At 65.7% G+C, this 20,697-nt stretch carries 19 protein-coding genes; 10 read left to right on the plus strand and 9 right to left on the minus strand.

Translation table 11 applies throughout. The annotated features are described in order from the left end of the window. Window positions 1-157: 157 nt before the first annotated feature. Window positions 158-1,726 (minus strand): hypothetical protein, encoded by a 1,569-nt coding sequence (locus BI327_RS32020; RefSeq protein ID WP_245334994.1) that lies wholly within the window; start codon window positions 1,724-1,726, stop codon window positions 158-160. A gap of 309 nt (window positions 1,727-2,035) precedes the next feature. Here BI327_RS32020 and BI327_RS32025 point away from each other — a divergent pair, with 309 nt between their 5' ends. Beyond that, window positions 2,036-2,353 carry an antibiotic biosynthesis monooxygenase family protein gene (locus BI327_RS32025; protein WP_076865272.1) on the plus strand — a complete coding sequence of 106 codons (318 nt, stop codon included), beginning with the start codon at window positions 2,036-2,038 and terminating at the stop codon, window positions 2,351-2,353. 114 nt (window positions 2,354-2,467) lie between these two features. On the opposite strand, the gene BI327_RS32030 is transcribed toward BI327_RS32025, so the two are convergent. Next, complete coding sequence (locus tag BI327_RS32030) at window positions 2,468-3,655, minus strand: DUF2125 domain-containing protein (RefSeq protein WP_076865274.1); 1,188 nt, start codon at window positions 3,653-3,655, stop codon at window positions 2,468-2,470. A gap of 143 nt (window positions 3,656-3,798) precedes the next feature. Between BI327_RS32030 and BI327_RS32035 the strand changes: the two genes are divergently transcribed. The 5 genes from BI327_RS32035 to BI327_RS32055 all read left to right on the plus strand — a co-directional run bounded on the left by BI327_RS32035 (window position 3,799) and on the right by BI327_RS32055 (window position 10,845). After that, window positions 3,799-4,404, plus strand: coding sequence for a gamma-glutamylcyclotransferase (locus BI327_RS32035; protein ID WP_076865276.1), 606 nt, complete (start codon window positions 3,799-3,801; stop codon window positions 4,402-4,404). A gap of 130 nt (window positions 4,405-4,534) precedes the next feature. Next, window positions 4,535-5,293 (plus strand): ankyrin repeat domain-containing protein, encoded by a 759-nt coding sequence (locus BI327_RS32040; protein ID WP_076865278.1) that lies wholly within the window; start codon window positions 4,535-4,537, stop codon window positions 5,291-5,293. Between the two features lie 143 nt (window positions 5,294-5,436). Further along, window positions 5,437-8,736: an efflux RND transporter permease subunit gene (locus BI327_RS32045; protein ID WP_076865280.1), complete on the plus strand. Its 3,300-nt coding sequence runs from the start codon at window positions 5,437-5,439 to the stop codon at window positions 8,734-8,736. 57 nt (window positions 8,737-8,793) lie between these two features. Beyond that, window positions 8,794-9,261, plus strand: coding sequence for a peroxiredoxin family protein (locus tag BI327_RS32050; protein WP_076865282.1), 468 nt, complete (start codon window positions 8,794-8,796; stop codon window positions 9,259-9,261). Window positions 9,262-9,363: 102 nt separating this feature from the next. Continuing rightward, window positions 9,364-10,845 carry an aldehyde dehydrogenase gene (locus BI327_RS32055; protein WP_076865284.1) on the plus strand — a complete coding sequence of 494 codons (1,482 nt, stop codon included), beginning with the start codon at window positions 9,364-9,366 and terminating at the stop codon, window positions 10,843-10,845. 51 nt (window positions 10,846-10,896) lie between these two features. On the opposite strand, the gene BI327_RS32060 is transcribed toward BI327_RS32055, so the two are convergent. The 3 genes from BI327_RS32060 to BI327_RS32070 form a co-directional block, all read right to left on the minus strand. After that, window positions 10,897-11,913: a zinc-dependent alcohol dehydrogenase family protein gene (locus tag BI327_RS32060; RefSeq protein ID WP_076865286.1), complete on the minus strand. Its 1,017-nt coding sequence runs from the start codon at window positions 11,911-11,913 to the stop codon at window positions 10,897-10,899. Beyond that, window positions 11,910-12,329 (minus strand): (R)-mandelonitrile lyase, encoded by a 420-nt coding sequence (locus tag BI327_RS32065; protein WP_076865288.1) that lies wholly within the window; start codon window positions 12,327-12,329, stop codon window positions 11,910-11,912. Before BI327_RS32065 ends, BI327_RS32060 begins: the two co-directional genes overlap by 4 nt. 95 nt (window positions 12,330-12,424) lie before the next feature. After that, a complete protein-coding gene (locus tag BI327_RS32070; RefSeq protein WP_076865290.1) occupies window positions 12,425-13,651 on the minus strand; it encodes an MFS transporter in 1,227 nt (408 codons plus the stop codon). Window positions 13,652-13,779: 128 nt separating this feature from the next. Between BI327_RS32070 and BI327_RS32075 the strand changes: the two genes are divergently transcribed. Further along, on the plus strand, window positions 13,780-14,694 hold the full coding sequence (locus BI327_RS32075) for a LysR family transcriptional regulator (protein WP_076865293.1): 915 nt from the start codon (window positions 13,780-13,782) through the stop codon (window positions 14,692-14,694). Window positions 14,695-14,727: 33 nt separating this feature from the next. On the opposite strand, the gene BI327_RS32080 is transcribed toward BI327_RS32075, so the two are convergent. Next, complete coding sequence (locus BI327_RS32080) at window positions 14,728-15,489, minus strand: lysophospholipid acyltransferase family protein (protein WP_076865295.1); 762 nt, start codon at window positions 15,487-15,489, stop codon at window positions 14,728-14,730. A 1-nt stretch (window position 15,490) separates the two neighbouring features. Further along, the gene (locus BI327_RS32085) at window positions 15,491-16,213 is read right to left on the minus strand and encodes a YdcF family protein (RefSeq protein WP_076865296.1); all 723 of its coding nucleotides are present in this window, start codon (window positions 16,211-16,213) and stop codon (window positions 15,491-15,493) included. 306 nt (window positions 16,214-16,519) lie between these two features. On the opposite strand from BI327_RS32085, the gene BI327_RS32090 reads away from it, so the two are divergent. After that, window positions 16,520-17,515 carry a hypothetical protein gene (locus BI327_RS32090; protein WP_143271725.1) on the plus strand — a complete coding sequence of 332 codons (996 nt, stop codon included), beginning with the start codon at window positions 16,520-16,522 and terminating at the stop codon, window positions 17,513-17,515. A 30-nt stretch (window positions 17,516-17,545) separates the two neighbouring features. Here BI327_RS32090 and BI327_RS32095 read toward each other — a convergent pair whose 3' ends face one another. Beyond that, on the minus strand, window positions 17,546-18,517 hold the full coding sequence (locus BI327_RS32095; protein WP_076865299.1) for a cell division protein FtsX: 972 nt from the start codon (window positions 18,515-18,517) through the stop codon (window positions 17,546-17,548). Continuing rightward, on the minus strand, window positions 18,510-19,169 hold the full coding sequence (ftsE, locus tag BI327_RS32100; RefSeq protein WP_076865300.1) for a cell division ATP-binding protein FtsE: 660 nt from the start codon (window positions 19,167-19,169) through the stop codon (window positions 18,510-18,512). Before ftsE ends, BI327_RS32095 begins: the two co-directional genes overlap by 8 nt. A 162-nt stretch (window positions 19,170-19,331) precedes the next feature. On the opposite strand from ftsE, the gene BI327_RS32105 reads away from it, so the two are divergent. Both BI327_RS32105 and BI327_RS32110 read left to right on the plus strand, forming a co-directional pair. Then, window positions 19,332-20,213 carry an MJ0042-type zinc finger domain-containing protein gene (locus BI327_RS32105; RefSeq protein WP_076865302.1) on the plus strand — a complete coding sequence of 294 codons (882 nt, stop codon included), beginning with the start codon at window positions 19,332-19,334 and terminating at the stop codon, window positions 20,211-20,213. 37 nt (window positions 20,214-20,250) lie between these two features. Beyond that, window positions 20,251-20,628 (plus strand): response regulator, encoded by a 378-nt coding sequence (locus BI327_RS32110; RefSeq protein ID WP_076865304.1) that lies wholly within the window; start codon window positions 20,251-20,253, stop codon window positions 20,626-20,628. Window positions 20,629-20,697: the final 69 nt, after the last annotated feature.

The following is a 20,697-nucleotide window of genomic DNA, read 5'->3' on the forward strand; positions in this document are numbered from 1 at the left end:
GGGAGAGGTCGGAATGCATCGTTAGATGCATTCCGGGTGAGGGGGAGCCTCCGCAAGCGCATCTGTGTCCGTGTATGCGGAGACGGCCCCTCACCCCAATCCTCTCCCCGCAAGGGCGGGGCGAGGGAGCGCAGCGCATTCGCGGTTGCTACACACGCTAGAACGGGTAGTAGCGGATCTGGGTCATGACGATGTGGTCGTCGGTCTTCGTCGCGCCGCCGACACCGGCGAAGGCGAAGCGCTGGTTGTAGGAATACTGGACGCCGGCCTTGATCGCCCCGTAATCGCCCTTGAAGATCGTGTCGTAGAAGCCGGCGGTGTATTGCCTGACCTCCGAGGTGTTGCCGTTACAGGTCGCGGCCGGCGAGTTCTCGATGTTGCAGCCGAGATTGTTGTAGAGCGGATTGCCGTAGCCGAACGGCACGGTGCCGACATTGGAGAACGTCGCCTTGGTCTTCTCGAGGCCGGCATAGGCATAGAGATCGAGCGACGGCGTCGTGTGCCAGACCGTGCCAAGCAGGAACGCCGTGATCGGCAGCGGCTGGATCGTGCCGTCCTGGCGAACCGTCGCGTCCGGAAACGGGGTCGCGGTGAAGCGGCCGAGCGCGCCGTGCGACGCGGAGCCTTGCAGCTCGAGCAGCTTCGGCACGATCTCCGCCGAGAAGTGCCCGCCGAAGCTCACCGTGTTGACGTCGTGATTGGCGAAGTTGAAGCGATCGTAGAAATCGCGATACATCGCCCAGCCCTCGACATGCAGCTTGTAGGGCCCGAGCCGCGGATCCCACGCGCCCTTCACGGTGAAGTCGGGCACGTGGTTGAGGCTGACATTGTTTGCGTTGTTGAAGAAGCTGCCGCCCGGCCCGGTGAGGTTGACCAGCAGGTTCGGATTGAGCACGCCCTGCGGCCCGACCGCGGGCGTGCCGACCAGCGGCGTGTTGCCGCCGAAGAACGAGGTCTGCGGGTTTTCCGCCGAGACCGCGAGCTTGAATTCGGGCCCGATATCCTGCCAGACGCGAATGCCGGGCTGCCGCGCCGCGAGGAAGCCGGGCACCGATTCGAAATCGATCACGCCGGGCGCATCGACGCCGCGCGGATCGATCCCCGCCTTGCTCGGCGCGTTCAGCGACCAGCTCTGGCCGGCCAGGACGTGCAGGCCGAGATCGGTGCGGCTGATCTCGACGCTGGCCTGCCGCAGCCGCGGGTTGAACGAGTTGGTCGCGACCGAATTGGCGGTCTGCGCGGCGCCTTCGAAATCCATTTCGCCGTAGCCGGCGACACGGGTGTTGGCGAACACCTCGGCTTCCGCAAGCACCGAGAAGCGGGTCTGCCGCGCCGAGAAGCGCGACTCGCCGGTGTTGAAATTCTTGCTCTGCGGGAACGGGATGAAGGCGTAGACCGATCCGGTGTCGGAGGCGAGATTGCGGGTGCGATAGATGCCGGTGAGATCGACCCAGCCGCCGAAGGTGAAGGTGACGCCCTTGTAGCAGAGCTTGCCGGACGCGCAGGGATCGAACGGCACCGGCGCTTTCGCCGCCATCTGCGTGTGCTGCATCGCGCTCTGTTTTGCCGCCAGCGCCTCCTCCTTGCGCGCCTGCACTTCCATTTTCTGTTCGAGCTGCTTGAGCCGCGTCTTCAACGCGCGCAGCTCGGACGCATCGTCCTCCGCCAACACCGGACCTGCCGACAGCAGCATGCTGCCGAGCAGAATTCCCCCGAGAATTCGCATCGCTTCCTCCACACCAGGGTTGTTTCCTCAGGCGAGAGAGAGCGGTACTCGGGGAGTGATATTCGCGTCGGCCCGCAATATTCCGGTCACGTTTTTCTCATCGCGACCGCGGGAATAGTTTGCCGCGACGGACGATATCGCGCGCGAGGGATTAGTGAGTCCGCGCGGCGCGGAAGTCGGGATTGGCGCGCAGCGTCATCCGCCGCTCAATCTCGCGCGACGCGTAACAACACCGGCCGCGAATTCGAATTGTCGTTTGGACGCTTGCTTTCAAGCCGCCATGGACATTCGACGGACAAAGGACGGAACATGATCGGTGAAATCATTGTCGTTGGGGACCTGAAGCTGCGCGAGCACGCCCCGCTCGACGAATACAACCGGCTGGGCGAGCGCATGTACGAGATCGTCAGCGGCCTTCCGGGATTCCTCTCGGTCAAATCATTCAAGGCAGAGGACGGCGAAGAGATCACCCTGTTTCGCTTCGCCTCGGAGGACGCGCTCGAAGCCTGGCGCACTCACCCAGAGCACGTCGAGACCATGAAGCGCGGACATGCCGAATTCTATGCCAGCGGCTTCCTGCAGATCTGCAAGGTGATCCGCGAAGTCGGGCCGTTCGAACATTCCTGAGAGTCGGTCGGTGGTAGGGTGGACTAGCCCAAGGCGTAATCCGCCGCGCAGCCAATGGTGAAGAATGGCGGATTACGCTAACGCTAATCCGCCCTACAAGATCGATGCGTCCGCTCAGAACAGCGGCGGAATCTGCCCGACCTTGAGCGGGCCCAAAAACACCGCGCCGTCGGCGAAGCGCAGCGGGAAGCTGCGGGCCTTCTTGCCTTCGAGGGTGGCCTCGGTGCCGAGCGAATTGATGCCGGCGGAAATGCCGGCATTGGCGTTCTGCTTGATCACCTTGCCGAGGCCGGGGATCGCGCGATCCAGCGCGCCGAACAGATTGCTGAGGTCCTGGCTCTTCACCCCGGGCGCGACGCGATCGAGCGTGGATTGCGGCACGCCGTCCTCGAGCATCTTGTCGATGCCGAGCGCGGGGATGACGCGGTCGAGGCCGGCGACCGTCATCTGCAGCTCGCCCTCGATGCGGCCTTGCGCGTTGAGGCGCAGCGTGCCGGCGGCGACCGACAGCACGTCGCCCTGCTCGATCCGCGACTGCTGGATCTCGACGCTGCCGCCCGCCGCCTGGATCTCGCGGAAACGATCCGGCCACGGCTTCGGCGAGAAATCCTTCAGGCCGTTCAGCCGCGCATGGATGTCGGCGTTGAACGGCTGGGTGAGCAGCGGATGCACCTCCTGCAAGGTGCCGCCGTTGATCTGCAGCACGGTCTCGATCGCAGGGCTGTCCGGCGCCGAGCCGTCGACCTGCCTTCCGTGCAGCTCGATGTGATTGACGCGCATCAAGGGCGTCGGCGCGGGACCGCCGGTTCGGTCGATGGCGAGATCGTCGAACACCAGCGAGGCGCGCTGCGGCACCGCCGGCAGGCCGACCACGCTGCTGCGTCCGAGCCGCCAGTTCACCGACAACGTTGGCTGCGCGTTGCGCTCGGCGATGGTGGCCGGGCCCTTGAACTCCGCGATCACGAGCTTGGGATCATAGATCTGCGCCACGACCAGGATTTCGGCGAGCCGCGCCACGAATGCCATCTGCGGCGAGGCGGTCTGTGACACCAGCATCACGCTCGGATCGGTGCAGCGGACTTCGAACCGGAACGGGTAACCCGCCACCGAGCGGTTGCCGCAATCATAGACCCGGCCGGCCTTCGCCTCCTGCGCGCGCCAGGCATCGGCCTGCACGCCGACCTGCGAGGCGGCGAAGAACCAGAAAGCGCTCCACAGCACCGCAGCGATCAGGACCGCGACGGGGACGGCGTAGAGGCCGAAGCGCGAGCGGCGGCGGGGGGCGGAGGTCATATCGGACATGCGGCGTCCTTTGGCGGGCGAATTTGTCAAAATCTAAGCGGCAGCAAGCCCCGGGCAAGCCCTCGGCAACCTTTAGGCAACCCTTGGAAACATCACGGAATCTGCTTCGCTTCGACGGCCCGTTCTGCTAGCCCATCAGCGCGATGTCAGCAAATCCCCCCCATTCCGAAACCGATGGCGACCTCTGGGTGTTCGGCTACGGCTCGCTGATGTGGAAGCCGGGCTTCGAGTTCCTCGAGCAGGCGCCGGCGCGGCTGATCGGCGAGCATCGCGCGCTCTGCGTCTATTCGTTCGACCATCGCGGCACGCCGGAGAAGCCGGGGCTGGTGCTCGGGCTCGATCGCGGCGGCGCCTGCCGCGGCATCGCGTTCCGCGTCGCCGCCCGCCTGCGCCACGACACCATCGCCTATCTGCGGGCGCGCGAGCAGACCACCAACGTCTATCGCGAGGTGATGCGCTCGGTGTGGCTGGAGAACGCGGCGCGCGATCGCGTCTCGGCGCTGGCCTATGTGGTCGATCGCGGCCATGTGCAATATGCCGGACGGCTGTCGCTGGCGGAGCAGCAGCGCCTGGTGCTGCAAGGCCATGGCCGCTCCGGCAACAACCGCGACTATGTGCTGTCGACGGTGGCCTCGATCGAGAAGCAGGGCTTTCGCGACGCGCAACTGCATCAGCTCGCTACGATGCTGCATGATTCAGGCACGCTGCATCGGGATGCGCGTGCGGCTGATGGCCTCGATCCGGGCTGAGCGCGGAACCTCGCTCGCGAAGTCTTGCCACGGCGCGAACAACATTTGCCGGTTTGAGAGAGGACGGTGCGGTTTGCGACGCCAAGGATTGGCGGCCCGAGTAAGCGCGCGGGATTGCGGGAGGCGGACGATGACCACCGACAAGCCGAGATTGCGAAGCGACGACCCGCTTGCCGCAGAGCTGACGGCAGCCCTCAAGGCCGGTGAGACCGAGCGCCTTCGCACGCTGCTCGCGTCCCACCCCGAACTTGCCGGCTGCGTGGTCGAGGATGCGAAGGGCGGCGGAAGGAGCCCGCTGCATCTGTTCGCCGACTGGCCGGGCCATAACCCCAACGCGGCTGCGATCGTGCAGATCCTGGCGAGCGCTGGCGCCGATCTCGATGCGTCGGCGGCCGCGATGTGGCATCGCGAAACGCCGCTGCACTGGGCCGCCAGCAATGACGATGTCGCGCTGATCGATGCACTGATCGATGTCGGCGCCGATCTCGAGCATGAGGGCTCATCGATCGACGGCGGTCCGCCGCTGTCGTCGGCGGTCGGCTACGGCCAATGGGCGGCGGCGCGGCGGCTGGCCGGGCGCGGCGCGCGGACACAGCTGTGGCACGAGGCGGCGCTCGGCATGATGCCGGAGATCGTTCGCCGGCTCGAGGCCGCGCCCCTCCCCGCCGAAGAGCTCTCGGGACCGTTCTGGAACGCCTGCCATGGCGGGCAACTCGCCGCGGCAGAATTTCTGCTCGAGCGCGGCGCTGACCTCAACTGGCTCGCGCCCTGGTCCGGGCAGACACCGCTCGACATCGCGAAGCAAGCGGACCATCGCGCCGTCGTGGCCTGGCTGCTCGAGCGCGGCGCGATCCGCACAACGAAGAGCGCCGCGCCGGACGGGAGCTGAACGGCGCAGATGGATCGCGAGCGAGGCGTGGTCGCAACCCGGCAAATCGCGGCTAGTGTATGGCGGCGCCCTGTGACATTTAGGCTTTTGCATCGCGGCGCGGACGGATAGAAGCTCATCCGCAAACATCGCTCGCTGATGCAATGAACCTCTCCGCCCCCTTCGTCCGCCGGCCGGTCGGCACCACGCTGCTGTCGCTTGGGCTTGTGGTGGCGGGCATCATTGCGTTCTTCAAGCTGCCGGTGTCGCCGCTGCCCGACGTCGACATCCCGACCATCATGGTGCAGGCGACCTTGCCCGGCGCGAGCCCGGCCGACGTCGCCGCGACCGTCGCGAGCCCGCTGGAACGCCACCTCGGCCAGATCGCCAGCGTCACCGAAATGACCTCGGTGTCCTCGCTCGGCAACGCCCGCATCACGCTGCAATTCGATATCGACCGCGACATCAACGGTGCCGCGCGCGACGTGCAGGCCGCGATCAACGCGGCGCGCGCCGACCTGCCGACCAACCTCCGCGCCAATCCGACCTACCGCAAGTTCAACCCGGCCTCGGCGCCGATCCTGATCTACACCCTGACCTCGGACACGCTGACGCCGGCCGAGCTCTATGACGCCGCCTCGACCGTGCTCGCGCAGAAGCTGTCGCAGGTCGAGGGCGTCGGCGAAGTCTCGGTCGGCGGCGGCTCGCTGCCCGCGGTGCGCGTCGAGCTGATCCCGCCGGCGCTCTACAAATACGGCATCGGGCTCGAGGATGTCCGCGCCGCGCTGTCGAGCGCCAATGCGCACAGCCCGAAGGGCGGCATCGACGTCGGCGACCAGCGCTACCAGATCTACGCCAACGACCAGGCCCGCAAGGCGGCCGACTACAGGCCGCTGGTCGTCGCCTACCGCAACGGCGCGGCGGTGCGGCTGACCGACGTCGGCGACGTCATCGATTCCGTCGAGAATGTGCGCACGCTCGGCCTCGCCAACGGCAAGCCGGCCGTCGTGATGATCGTGTACCGGCAGCCGGGCGCCAACATCATCAAGATGGTCGACAATGTGAAGGGGCTGATGCCGCAGCTCAAGGCCTCGGTGTCGCCCGCGATCGACATCACGCTGGCGATGGACCGCTCGAAGACGATCCGGGCCTCGCTGCACGACGTCGAGATCACGCTCTTGATCGCGGTCGCGCTGGTGATCCTGGTGGTGTTCGCCTTCCTGCGCAATGCGCGGGCGACGCTGGTGCCTGTGGTGGCGGTCGGCGTGTCGCTGATCGCGACCTTCGCCGTGATGTATCTGCTCGGCTACACGCTCGACATCTTCTCGCTGATGGCGCTGACGGTGGCGACCGGCTTCGTGGTCGACGACGCCATCGTGGTGCTGGAGAACATCACCCGCCACATGGATGCCGGGCTGTCGCGCATGGAGGCGACGCTGCTCGGCACCCGCGAGGTCGGCTTCACGGTGCTGTCGATGAGCGTGTCGCTGGTCGCGGTGTTCGTGCCGATCCTCTTGATGGGCGGGCTGGTCGGCCGCCTGTTCCGCGAATTCGCCATGACCATCACGATCGCGATCGTGATCTCGCTGGTGGTCTCGCTGACCACGACGCCGATGATGTGCTCCGTGCTGCTGCGCAAGCAGGAAGGCCAGCCGCACGGCCGGATCTACCGGATCAGCGAACGCGTGTTCGAGCTGATGCTGAACGGCTACCGCGCGACGCTCGGGCTCGCGCTGCGCCATCCGCTGCTGGTGATGCTGATCCTCGGCTCGACGCTGTATCTGAATTTCCATCTCTACAGGGTCGTGCCCAAGGGCTTCGTGCCACAGCAGGATACCGGGCTCCTGGTCGGCTCGATCCAGGCCGACCAGAGCACCTCGTTCCAGCTGATGCAGCAGAAGCTGACCCAGTTCATCGACATCGTGAAGTCGGATCCGGCGGTCGATACCGCAGTTGGTTTCACCGGCGGCGGTGGCGTCGGCCCGGGCGGCACCAACACCGGCACCGTGTTCGCCTCGCTGAAGCCAATGGGCGAGCGCAACCTGCGCGCCGACAAGGTGATCGAGCGGCTGCGCGTGCCGCTGGCGAGCGTCGCCGGCGCCACCCTCTTTCTGCAATCGATCGGTGATCTCGGCGCCGGCGGACGCTCCGGCAACGCGGCCTATCAATACACGCTGAAGGGCTCGACCTTCGAGGAATTGAACGAGTGGACGCCGAAGCTCGTCGCGGCGCTGCAGAAGGAGCCGACGCTGGTCGACGTCAACAGCGACCAGCAGAACAAGGCGCTGCAAGCCAATCTGGTGATCGATCGCGACGCCGCCTCGCGGCTCGGCATCACGGTCAGCCAGCTCGACAACACGCTCTATGACGCGTTCGGGCAGCGCCAGGTCTCGACCATCTTCGTGGCACGCAACCAGTATCACGTGATCATGGAGGTCGCGCCGCGCTTCTCGAAGGATCCGCAGACCCTGAAGGAGGTCTACATCTCGACCTCGGGCGGGTCCGCGACCGGCACCCAAAGCACCAATGCGGTGGCCGGAACGGTGGCCTCCTCGTCGCAGAAGAGCTCGGTCAGCTCGGTCGCCGCCAATGTAGTGCGCAACCAGGCGACCAACTCAATCGGCGCCACCGGCAAGGGCGTAGCCTCGACCGGCACCGCGGTCTCGACCAGCGCCGAGACGATGATCCCGCTGTCGAGCGTCGCGCGCTTCGAGCACGGCGAGACGCCGCTTTCGGTCAACCACCAGGACCTGCTGGTTTCCAGCACCATCTCGTTCAACCTGCCGCCCGGCGTCTCGCTGAGCACCGCGACCACCACGATCGAGAACGCGATGCACGCGATCAACATGCCGGCGGGCATCAACGGCGGCTTCGCGGGCTCCGCAAAGATCTTCCAGCAGGCGCTGGCCAACGAGCTGTTCCTGGTGCTCGCTGCGCTGGCGACGATCTACATCTCGCTCGGCATGCTCTATGAGAGCTACATCCACCCGCTGACCATCCTGTCCACCCTGCCCTCCGCCGGCGTCGGCGCGGTAGCGGCGCTGATGCTCTCGCACACCGATTTCGACATCATCGGCATGATCGGGGTGATCCTCTTGGTCGGCATCGTCAAGAAGAATGCGATCATGATGATCGACTTCGCGCTCGACGCCGAGCGCCAGCGCGGGCTGTCGTCGCGCGATGCGATCTACGAAGCCTGCCTGATGCGGTTCCGCCCGATCATGATGACGACGCTCGCCGCCTTGTTCGGCGCGGTGCCGTTGATGATCGGGCTCGGCGAAGGCAGCGAGCTGCGCCAACCGCTCGGCATCGCGATCTTCGGCGGGTTGATCCTGAGCCAGATCCTGACGCTCTACACCACGCCGGTGGTCTATCTCTATCTCGACCGCGCCAGGCTTTGGACCCAGCGCCGCCGCGCGGCCCGCCGCGCACGGCGTGCGGCAGCAAGCGCCGCCAGTCGTTGACAAGCTGGCGCCGATCTTGCCACCCTCGTGCCGTGGGTGGACGCAAGGAACCAAGCCGTGACTCCAGCACCTGATATCGCCGTATCGCGCTGGTTCAACACCAGTGAGCCCCTGACGCTGGCCGCACTACGCGGCCGGCCGGTGCTGCTGCATGCGTTCCAGATGCTGTGTCCGGGCTGCGTATCGCATGGCACGCCGCAAACCCAGCGTGCGTTCGAGCTGTTCAAGCATTCGAACCTTCAGGTGATAGGGCTGCACACCGTATTCGAGCACCACGCGGCGATGACGCCGGTCTCGCTCGAAGCCTTCATCCACGAATACCGGCTGACCTTTCCGATCGGCGTCGACGAGGCCGGCGACGGCACGCCGATCCCCGTCACCATGCAGCGCTACGGCATGCAGGGAACTCCGACCAGCATCCTGATCGGCCGCGACGGCAACATCGTGCATCACGGCTTCGGGCAGCAAAGCGACATGGCGCTCGGCGCGATCATCGCAGCCGAGCTTGCCGCACCGCACGCCTGAGCCCGCCGCATCCCCGTTCACGCAGCCGCGTTATGACGGCGTCGCGCAAGGCGTGATAGCGTTACGGAAAGCCAAAACCGATCGCCGCGACGGGAGGACCTCATGAAGACCTATCAGCTCTACATCAACGGCCAGTATGTCGACCCCGCCAATGGCGAGTGGTTCGAATCGATCGATCCCTATCGCGGCGAGGCCTGGGCCAAGATCCCGCGCGGCACGGCCGCCGATGCCGACAAGGCGGTGAAGGCCGCCAATGAGGCGATGTGGAACGGCCCGTGGGCGAAGATGACGGCGTCCGCGCGCGGCAAGGCGATGCGCAAGCTCGGCGATCTCGTCGCGGCCAATGCCGAGCGCCTCGCCGAGATCGAGGTGCGCGACAACGGCAAGCTGATGGCCGAGATGCTGGGCCAGCTGCGCTACCATCCGGAATGGTGGTGGTATTTCGGCGGGCTCGTCGACAAGCTCGAGGGCGGCCTGGTGCCGATCGACAAGGCCGAGACCTTTGCCTACACGACGCACGAGCCGGTCGGCGTCGTCGCGGCGCTGACCGCCTGGAATTCGCCGCTGCTGTTCGTCGCCTGGAAATGCGCCGCCGCGCTCGCGGCCGGCTGCGCGGTGGTGGTCAAGCCCTCGGAATTCACCTCCGCCAGCACGCTGGAATTCGCGGCCCTGACGAAAGAGGCCGGGATCCCCGACGGCATCTTCAATGTCGTGACCGGCTTCGGGCCCGAGGCCGGCGCCGCGCTGATCTCGCATCCCGGTGTCGCAAAAATCACCTTCACCGGATCGGACACGACCGGCGCGAGGGTCTACGAGACCGCGGCCAAGAGCCTGAAGCGGGTCTCGCTCGAGCTTGGCGGCAAGTCGCCGAACATCGTGTTCGAGGATGCCGACCTCACCGCGGCCGCGGCCGGTGCGATCTCCGGCATCTTCGCCGCCACCGGCCAGACCTGCATCGCAGGATCGCGCCTGCTGGTGCAGAGCTCGATCAAGGAGAAGTTCGTCGCCCGCGTGCTGGAGCTCGCGAAGTCAGCCAAGATCGGCGATCCGATGCAGTCCGACACCAATGTCGGTCCGATCACGACGCCGGCGCAGTACAAGAAGGTGCTCGACTATATCGACATCGCCAAGGCCGAGGGCGCGCGCTGCCTGCTCGGCGGCAAGCCGGCCTCCGGTGACGGCATCAAGGGCGGGCAGTTCGTCGAGCCGACCATCTTCACCGACGTTGACAACACCATGCGGATCGCGCGTGAGGAGGTATTCGGCCCGGTGCTTTCGATCATCTCGTTCGATACCGAGGAAGACGCCATCCGCATCGCCAACGACACGATCTATGGCCTCGCCGCCGGCATCTGGACCAAGGATCTCTCCCGCGCGATCCGCGTGCCGAAGCAGCTGCGCGCCGGCACCGTGTGGGTGAACACCTACCGGGCCATCAGCTACATGATGCCGTTCGGCGGCATGAAGTTCTCCGGCGTCGGCCGCGAGAGCGGCATCGACGCTGTGCGCGAGTATCAGGAGACCAAGAGCGTCTGGATCTCGACCGCGACAGATGTGCCGGCCAATCCGTTCGTGATGCGGTGAGCAAGCGCTTGGCCTGCACCTCTCCCCCGCGGGGAGAGGTGCACCAAGCTGTCACACGGTCAGCAGCGTCTTGATCGCGCGGCGCTCGTCCATTGCACGGTAGCCCTCCGCCACCTGATCGATCGGCAGCGTGAGATCAAAGACCTTGCCGGGTCGGATGCGCCCTTTGAGCACCCGGTCCATCAGGTCGGGCAGGAAACGGCGGACGGGTGCCGGGCCACCGAGCATGCGCCGTTGCGCGAAGAACAGCGCCCGGCCCTCGAAAGTTACCCCATGGGGAACACCGACATAGCCGACCGTGCCACCGGGACGCGTGCATTCGAGCGCCTGCGACATCGCTTCCTGGGTGCCGACACATTCGAGCACCGAGTCGGCGCCGACGCCCCGGGTCAACTCTTTCACGCGAGCGATACCCTCGGCGCCACGTTCGACCACGATATCGGTCGCACCGAACTCCCTGGCCAGATCCTGCCGCGTCTTGTGACGGCTCATGGCAATGATGCGCTCCGCGCCCATTTCTTTCGCTGCAAGCACGGCCATGAGGCCGACCGCGCCGTCGCCGACCACGGCGACCGTGGAGCCTTCCTTCACATTGGCGGCGTCCGCGGCGTACCAGCCGGTCCCGAGCACGTCGGACGTCGCAAGCAGATGGGGGATGAGATCACTTCCCGGCATCTCCCTGGTCGCGACAAGCGTGCCATCGGCAAGGGCGACCCGCGCATAGGGCGCCTGCGCGCCCGCCATGAATTCGCGCTGCTCGCACGACGACTGGAAGCCGAACTTGCAATGCGGGCAGGTGTTGTCCGAAAGGCAGAATGAGCCGACGACGAACTGGCCGGGCCTGATGGTCCGCACCTCGCTGCCGACCTCGACGACGACACCGCAATATTCATGGCCCATGTAGGCAGGCCCGTCCGACGGCTGCAGGCCGCGATAGGGCCAGAGATCGGAGCCACAGATACAGGTTGCCGACAGCTTGATGATGGCGTCGGTCGGTCTCAGGATCTTCGGATCGTCACGCTCCTCGAAGCGCACGTCACCGGGACCGTGGAGGACGGTTGCCTTCATTGGTGCCCTCCTTTCGCGGCGCGATCGCCGTACTGTTCGTCGGTTACCTTCTCCATCCACGCGACCGGGCTGCCGTTGAGTGCTTCCTGAATGGCGATATGGGACATCGCCGAGGCCGCTGACGCGCCGTGCCAGTGCTTTTCGCCGGGCTCGAACGACACCACGTCGCCCGGACGGATTTCCTCGATCGGGCCGCCCCAGCGCTGCACGCAGCCGCGGCCGAACGTCACGATGAGCGTCTGGCCAAAGGGATGGGTATGCCACGCGGTCCGTGCGCCAGGCTCAAAGGTGACGTGGGCGCCCGAGACGCGCGAAGGATCTGCGGCCTGAAACAGCGGATCGACACGGACCGTTCCGGTGAAATACTCGGCCGGCCCGCGGGCCGAGGGTTGTGAGCCTGCTTGTCTTATTTGCATCGAGTGCCTCCTTGATGCTGTCGTTTCAGTTGATGCCGATGACGTTGGCGCGCGCGTTTCGCACGGCGCGCAGAAATCCCTGCGAAGACGTTGCGTCACGCAGCCGAACTTGCCGATGCACAGGTGCATTGCGCGTCGGCTTTTGCCTTGCGGCGAACCGCTCCGACCAGAATCACGAGCGACGAGAGCGCGAGGATGACGGCGCTGAACAGGAAGGTGGCGCGATAGCCGCTGCTGTCGAACAGCACGCCACCGCCCGCGGCACCTGCCGTGATGGCGAGCTGGATCACCGCGACCATCAGCCCGCCGCCTGCCTCGGCGTCATCGGGCAAGGCCTCGCTCAACCAGGTAAACCAGCCAACGGGCGCCGCCGTGCCGATGAAGCCCCACAGGAACATCAGCGCCGTCGTCGCGCCAGGCGAGCGGCCCAATGCCGTGAGGGCGACGGCAATCACGGCCATGGCGAACGGCATCAAGACAAGGAACGTGTAAAGGCGGTCGCGGATGACGAGGCCGATCAGTGTCGTGCCGACAAGACCGGCTACGCCCATCACGAGCAGCAGCGCCGAAATGGTCGTGACGTCGACACGCGTGACCGTTTCGAAGAATGGCCGCAGATAGGTGAAGAGCGCGAACTGCCCGAGGAAGAACAGCGCTGCAGCGAGCATGCCGTAGGGCACTCCAGGCCGGCGCAGCACCTTGAATGCCGCCGCCGCGCTCGTCCGGTCATGGCTCGGCATTCCGGGAAGCGCGACGAATTGCCAGAGCAGCGTCAGCGCCGCGATCGGCACGACGCAAAAGAACGCGCCGCGCCAACCGATATACTGGCCGAGAAAGCTGCCAAGAGGCGCGGCAATCGTCGTCGCGAGGGCATTGCCACCATTGAGAATCGCGAGCGCGCGCGGCACGTCGGCGGCTGGTACGATGCGGATCATCGTTGCGGCGGACATCGACCAAAAGCCTCCAACGACCATGCCGACGAGCGCACGCCCGACCATGAAAATCGTGTAGGTGGGTGCGAACGCGACAACGACGCCGGAGATCAGCATGACGCTGGTCAGCCACAGCAGGACGGCCCGCCGATCGGCGCCACGCGTTGCCGCCGAGATGAAAAGACTGGTCAGGATAGCGAAGAAGCCGGACACGGAAATGGCTTGCCCGGCCTGCCCTTCAGTCAAATCGAGGCCTGCTGCAATCGGCGTGAGCAAGCTCACGGGCATCCACTCGGTTGCAACGAGGGTCGAGGCGCAGAGAGCCAGCGCGAAGACGGCGCTCCACGCGGTCGTTGGTTGGGTTGTCTTTTGATCGATTGTGGCGTCCATCGGGCATCCAAGTTCAGGGAGGCGCCAAGCCGGCGCTGTTCACCGCAAGACATAGAGCCCGGCATCATGTTCGATTAGACGCTATAATTCGCTTGCATTAATCGACCTGGACCATGAATACTGACGCCATGGCAAGCCAGGATTTCAACGACCTACTGGCCTTCGTGGCGGTCGCCCGCGAGCGCAGCTTCACCAGAGCCGCGGCGAAGCTGGGCGTTGTGCAGTCGACGCTCAGCCACACGATCAAGCGCCTCGAAATGCAGATGGGGCTGCGGCTTCTCACGCGCACGACGCGCAGCGTCGGCCTGACCGAGGCGGGCGAGCGCCTTCAGCAATCGCTTGCGCCGCGGATCGAGGAGATCGAGCGCGACATCGCCGCGCTGATGTCGCTGCGCGACACGCCATCGGGCACCATCCGGATCACGCTCTCGGAGCACGCGCTGCATACGGCCGTCTGGCCGAAGCTGTCGCCCGTCCTGAAGAGATATCCGGATATCAAGGTCGAGTTCAGCCTCGACACCGGATTCCGCAACATCGTCAAGGACGGCTTCGATGCCGGCGTCCGGCTCGGCGAGAGCGTGGAAAAGGATATGATCGCCGTGCGCATCGGCCCCGATTGGCGGCTGGTCGCGGTCGCTTCACCCGCTTATCTGAAGGAACGTCCCAGACCCAGGCATCCACAGGACCTCGTCAATCACGTCTGCATCAAGCGGCGCCTGGTAGCGGGCGGTCACTATGTGTGGGAGTTCGCCAAGAATGGTGCTGAACTCCGGGTGCGCGTCGAGGGGCAAATGACCTTCAACGACTCGCGCGCCATGATCGATGCCGCCGTGAAAGGCTTCGGCATTGCCTATCTTCCCGAAGACATGGCTGCGCAGCACGTCCGGTCGGGTGAATTGGTTGTCGTGCTTGACGATTGGTCGCCGAAGTTCGACGGCTACTATATCTACTACCCGACGTCGCGGCAGAACTCGGCTGCCTTCAAGGTGATCGTCGATGCGCTGCGGCACCATGACGCGCGACGGCAGGGAAAGCGCGGCTAGCGGCGCCGAACGTCGCCGTCCGCGAGATCGCCCCTACTCCTTAGCCTCACCCGGCACGGCGCCGAACAATTTCGCCTGCTCGGCGCGGCCGGCATCGACGATGCGGGTGGTGGCGGTTTCGATCGCCTCGCGCAGGCGGGTCATGAACTCGTCGCGCGGCAGGCCGGGCGGCAGCGGATCGAGGAATTCGACCACCAGCGTGCCGGGATAGCGCATGAAGGTGCGGCGCGGCCAGAACAGCCCGGAATTGAGCGCGATCGGCAGGCACGGCACGCCGCTCTCGGCATAGATCTGGGCGACGCCGGCCTTGTAGTTCGGCGCGGCACCGGGCGCGGTGCGGGTGCCCTCCGGGAAGATCACGAGTTGGCGGCCGAGCTTCACCTCGGCGGCCGCGCGCTTCAGCGTCTTGATCAGCGAGCGCGGGCCGCCGCCGCGTTCCACCGAGATCATGCCAACCTTCTTCAGGTACCAGCCGAACACCGGGATCATCATCAGCTCGCGCTTGAGGATGAACAGCGGGTGCTCGAAGAAGCGCACCAGCGCAAAGGTCTCCCAGAACGACTGGTGCTTCGAGGCGACGACCAGTGGTCCCGCCGGAATTTTTTCGACCCCGCGGAACTCGATCCGGATGTTGCAGATCACGCGCATCAGGAACAGGCTGATGTTGGCCCACAAGGCCTCCAGCGCCATCAGCGCGCCGCGCGGCAGCAGCAGCGCCGGCAGGGCTGCGATGCACAGCACCACCAGCACCAGGTAGAACAGCACGTTGAAGATCAGCGAGCGCAGGAAGATCATTTCAGTCCTTGTTAGACGCCTGCGCGGTCGCCGGGCGGCGTGGCGTAGCCGCCGGCTGCTCGGCAAGATCCGAGGTCAGGTCGATACCGATATCGGCCAGCCGCACCCGGACCTCCGCTGCAACATATTTGGCGTACTCCGATAGCAAGAGACGGAACGTTCCGCCACTCGTCCACCAGGGTTCATCGCGCCATTTGTCGCCGACGACCGCGAACGGGATCAGCGTGATGTCGGGCATGGCATGCGACAGTTCCACGATCGCCCGCGGCATGTGGTAATTCGAGGTCACCACGATCAGCGACTTGAAGCCGCGCTCGCGTACCCAGCGCCGCGTCTCCGCCGCATTGCTGCGGGTGTTGACCGCCGAGCGGTCGAGATCGACGCAGCAGCGCATCAGCCCCTGGCTGTCCGGCACCGAGCGGGAAATATCGCTGGCGTCGTTGGTCGGATGCACGCCCGAGATCAGCAGCCGCTTGCCGTAGCCCGCGGCCAATAGCTCCATCGCGTCCGACACCCGCGACGAGCCGCCGGTCAGCACCACGATGCCGTCGGCATTGTGCGGCGGGTCGGTCTCGACGCCGCGCAATTGCGACAGGAAGCCGACGAAGCCGACCGCCGCGGCGACAAAGACCAACGCCAGCGACGCGACAATGACGGCGCGCAGCCAGCCGCGCGGGCGCGCGGCATGGCCATTCGGCGACGTATCGTCGGACTGCAAACTCATGTGATGCGGCTACCCTTCCCCCCGAGGGATTTTAAAGCATGATCCGGAAAAGTGGAAACCGGATTTCGCGCGAACAATGACAGCGCTGCCGTTCAGGCGCGCAAGCCTTGCCAAGGACGCCGCGCCGAGCGGCGGCTGGCCTCGCGCGGCTTCGTCGGTCACATCGGCATGAGACGGGTGCTGCCGCCGTCGCTCGCCCTTTAATTGTGGATAACGCAACGAAACACGCCGTAGCGAATTCGCTCCCCGATTGAGCTCGCAGGCCGCTCTACCGATAGTGCGTCCATTGCCGGATGGGGACTCATTATGAAACGCGCTCTTGTTATTGCTCTCTCGCTGCTGACTGCCGGTTGCGTCACCGATAATGGAGCAGGCTTCGTTGACAGCGTCAGCGCGATATCCTCGGCGCTCACGGCACAGGACACTCTCGAATTTGACCTTCGAAAGGACCTCGTGCGCAGATCGAACGAGCTCGAGTTCATGTCGAACGGGACGTACTCTTGCGGCGAACCGAAGAGCGCCTTTATCGCGGACTCCGAGGAGTATTACCGCGCTCTCAACAGACGAAACGTCAAGAAGCCGATTGGATGGAATGTCGTCCTCGAATTGCGCAAGAAGGACAGGGAGAACGACGAGCTGCTGAAGGCCGTTCTGACCTACGGCAATCAGATGAAGGCGCTGACCTCCGACTTCGAATTTGCAAAAGGACTGATCGGCGTGATCAAGGGCGAGGTCGCGGCCCTCAAACAAGGTGGCGGCCTGACGGATGCCGGCTCGGTCCTGACCGGCCTGAACGCAGTCCTTGTCATCGCCGAACAGTCGGCAGGCAGTTTCGAAGCGGCAGCCGTTCAGCACGCTGCGGCTTCGATGCAGGAGGGCTTGGCCCTTGCAGCCAAGCGCCTGTCCGCCGACGCCGTGTTGGCCGGGCTGACGAAGACCGAAGCGATCGCCTTCCGCTTCTGGGACGCATGCCAAACCGAGCGCCTTCGATTTTATCGCGACTATTACTATCCGATCCGGAAGCAGAAGGAGTTCGTCAACAGTGACGGGCGGCCCTACTATCAAGGCGTCGAAAGATCCAGTGTCATCGATTTCGCTCGAGAGTACCGGCAATATCAACTCGACCGGGAAGCCTTCATCAGCCGCCGACCCAATTTTGTCAGCCTGATCAACAATGTCGTGGAAGCCAACAAGAAGATCATCGAGGCGCCCGACCGCGACGCGATTCTGGCCGCCGGAAAGGCCCTCGTCGATACGACGACGGCTATTCAACCCGCCGCGGTAACCCTCGCATCCCGGTAAAATAGCCCGCGCGCGCGAGATTGCGGGCCGTCAGTCGATGTCGTCGAGCGTGGCAAACAGGGTGCGCCGCGACGCCCATGCGGTGATCGCCGCGATCAGCACCGCCTGCATCGCCAGCACCAGATAGCCCGACGGACGCAGCGAGAAGGTGCCGAGCAGGGCTGCGAACTGGTCGCCGACCGGCGTGCCCGAGAACCAGTTGGCGATCGACTCCGAGAAGCCGAACGCCAGCATCGCCGCGCCGCCGCCGATCAGCCCGCCCTCGAGGCCGAGCCTGAGGAAATGCCGCAGGAAGCGGTTGGCGATGAAGCTGTCGCCGGCGCCGACGAAATGCAGCACCTCGACGATCGGGCGGTTGGCGGCCATCGCGCCACGCGTCGCGAACGACACCGAGATGATCGTCGCGATGATCACAAGGATCAGGATGCCGACGCCGGCAAACACCGTGGCGCCGGTCATCGAGCGCATGCGCTCGATCCAGGCGCGGTGATCGTCGACGCTCGCGGTCGGTGCCACCTGCGTCACCCGCGCGCGCAAGCTCGCGAGATCGAGCGTGGTCCCCGGCTGCACCCGCGCGACGATGACCCGCGGCACCGGCAGCTCGTCGATCGAAAGTCCGCTGCCGAGCCACGGCTCCAGCAGCTTGGCGGACTCCTCCTTGCTGAACGGACGGACCTCGAGAATGCCGGGCTGCGCCCGCATCGCGTCCACTGCGGCCTGCGCGTCGCGATCGAGGTCACGGCCCGGCGAGGGGCGCACCTGGATGGTGATCTCGCTCGACACTTCCGACTGCCATTCGGCGGCCGACGCGCTGACCAGCAGCACGGTGCCCGTGGTCAGCGAGGCGAGGAAGGTCATGATCGCGACCACCGCGACCAGTGCGCGGCCGGAGATCGAGGCGCGCGGCACGATCGGCGACATGTTGCGCGCAGTGGCCGGGACCTGCGGGCGTTCGCGCCCGAGATCGACCAACGACACTTTCTCGTCGCCGCTCCTATTCATAGATGTGCAGCCGTCCCTGATGCAGCACCAGCCGCCGTGCCTCGTACTGATCCATCAGCGTGATGTCGTGGGTCGCGATGATAACAGCGGTGCCGGATTTGTTCAGCTCGATGAACAGCCGCAGCAGGCGCCGCCCGAGCGTCGGGTCGACGCTGCCGGTCGGCTCGTCCGCCAGCAGCAATTGCGGCCGCGAGATCACCGCGCGCGCGATCGCCGCGCGCTGCTTCTCGCCGCCCGACAGGATCGGCGGCAGCGCATCCATGCGCTCGCCGAGGCCGACCCATTTCAGCAGGTCGATCACCTCGCGGCGATAGCTCGACTCCTCGCGGCCCATCACGCGGAACGGCAGCGCGACGTTCTCATAGGTGGTCATATGGTCGAGCAGGCGGAAATCCTGCAGCACGATGCCGATGCGCTTGCGCAGGTCGGCGATCTGGTCCTTGCTGAGCAAAGAGACGTCCTTGCCGAACAGATTGACCAGCCCGCGGGTCGGCCGCAGCGACAGGAACAGGAGCCGCAGCAGCGAGGTCTTGCCGGCGCCGGACGGGCCGGTGAGGAACTGGAACGAGTGCGCCGGGATCATGAAGGAGAGGTCGCGCAAAATCTCCGGGCCGAGCCCGTAGCGCAGACCGACATTTTCGAACCGAACCAATGCGCTAGCTCCGTTCGAGAGGGCCGATGGCCCAATACCCCACGCGTAACCCCGGACTTGCGGCCCGAACCGCACAGAAGGGTTGTGCGTCGGTTATGGTTTCCGATTCGTTAACGGTCGCTAAGTAGCATCCGGGCATCCACACGGTGGAGATTCGGCTCCATGCATATTGTTTGCCCGCATTGTACAACATCCTACGCCATCAATCCGGCCACCCTGGGGGAGGCCGGACGTACCGTCCGTTGTTCCCGCTGCCGGGAAGTCTGGCTGGCCCGCCCGGAGGACGCAATCGGAGCCGTGGCTCCCACCTTGGCCTACCAATCCGCCGGCTCCGATCTGGCGGCCGAATGGGAGGCGATGGGCCAGGAAGAGGCTGACGCGACCCCGGTGGTCGAAAGCCCCTCGATTTCCGCCGATTTGCCCAGCGAAGGGGATACCGCCACCGCGTGGCCCGCGGTGGCCGAGGCGGATGCCGCGGCCCATGCCGACGGCCAGGATGCGGCCGGAAAGCGCCGATTCCGCCTGCCGAAGCTTCCCCGCCTGTTCCGCCTGCCTGCCCTGCCCCGGCTTCCGTTCATGCCCGTGATCGGCGCCCTGCCGACCACCTGCGGCGCGATGGCCGCGCTGATCATCGCGCTGTTCGTCTGGCGCAACGACGTGGTGCGGCTGCTGCCGCAGACCGCGCTGTTCTACAAGATGGTCGGGCTCGACGTGAACCTGCGCGGCCTCGCCTTCAAGGATCTCAAGATCACCAACGAGACCGTCGACGGCAAGCCGGTGCTGGTGATCGAGGGCGTGATCGTCGGCCAGACCAGGAAGCCGGTCGAGTTGCCGCGGCTGCGCTTCTCGGTGCGCGACGCGCAGGGCGCAGAGATCTATGCCTGGAATGCGGTGCTGGAGCAGCCGGTGCTCAATCCCGGCGAGCGCGCCTTCTTCAAGTCACGCCTCGCCTCGCCGCCGCCTGAAGGCCGCAATATCGACGTACGCTTCTTCAACAAGCGTGACCTCATCGGCGGCCGCGACCTCATCGGCGGCCGCGCGTGAGGCTGCCGGCCAACACCTTACGGAACCAACACTCACCATGACGCGTGTTCTGATCGCCGACGACGAAGACTCGATGCGCTCGCTGGTGGCGCGCGCCATCGCCATGGACGGCCACGAGACCGTGACCGCGCAGGACGGCGCCGAGGCGCTGGAGGTTTTGACCCGCGACGAAGGCGCGTTCGACCTGCTGCTCACCGACATCCAGATGCCCGTCATGGACGGCATCGCGCTGGCGCTGACCGCGGCGCGCGACTTCCCCGCGCTGAAGATCCTGCTGATGACCGGCTTCGCCCACCAGCGCGAGCGCGCCTCCGGCCTCGAGGCGATCGTGCATGACGTGGTGACCAAGCCGTTTTCGGTGGCCGATATCCGCACTGCGGTTGCGGATGCGCTGGCGGCGCGGAAGGCGCAGTAGTCAAACACACACTCGGTGTCATACCCCGCGCATGCGGGGTATCCAGTACGCCGCGGCCTTTCGATTCAA

This window comes from Bradyrhizobium mercantei (assembly GCF_001982635.1).
In the GTDB taxonomy this organism is placed as follows: domain Bacteria; phylum Pseudomonadota; class Alphaproteobacteria; order Rhizobiales; family Xanthobacteraceae; genus Bradyrhizobium; species Bradyrhizobium mercantei.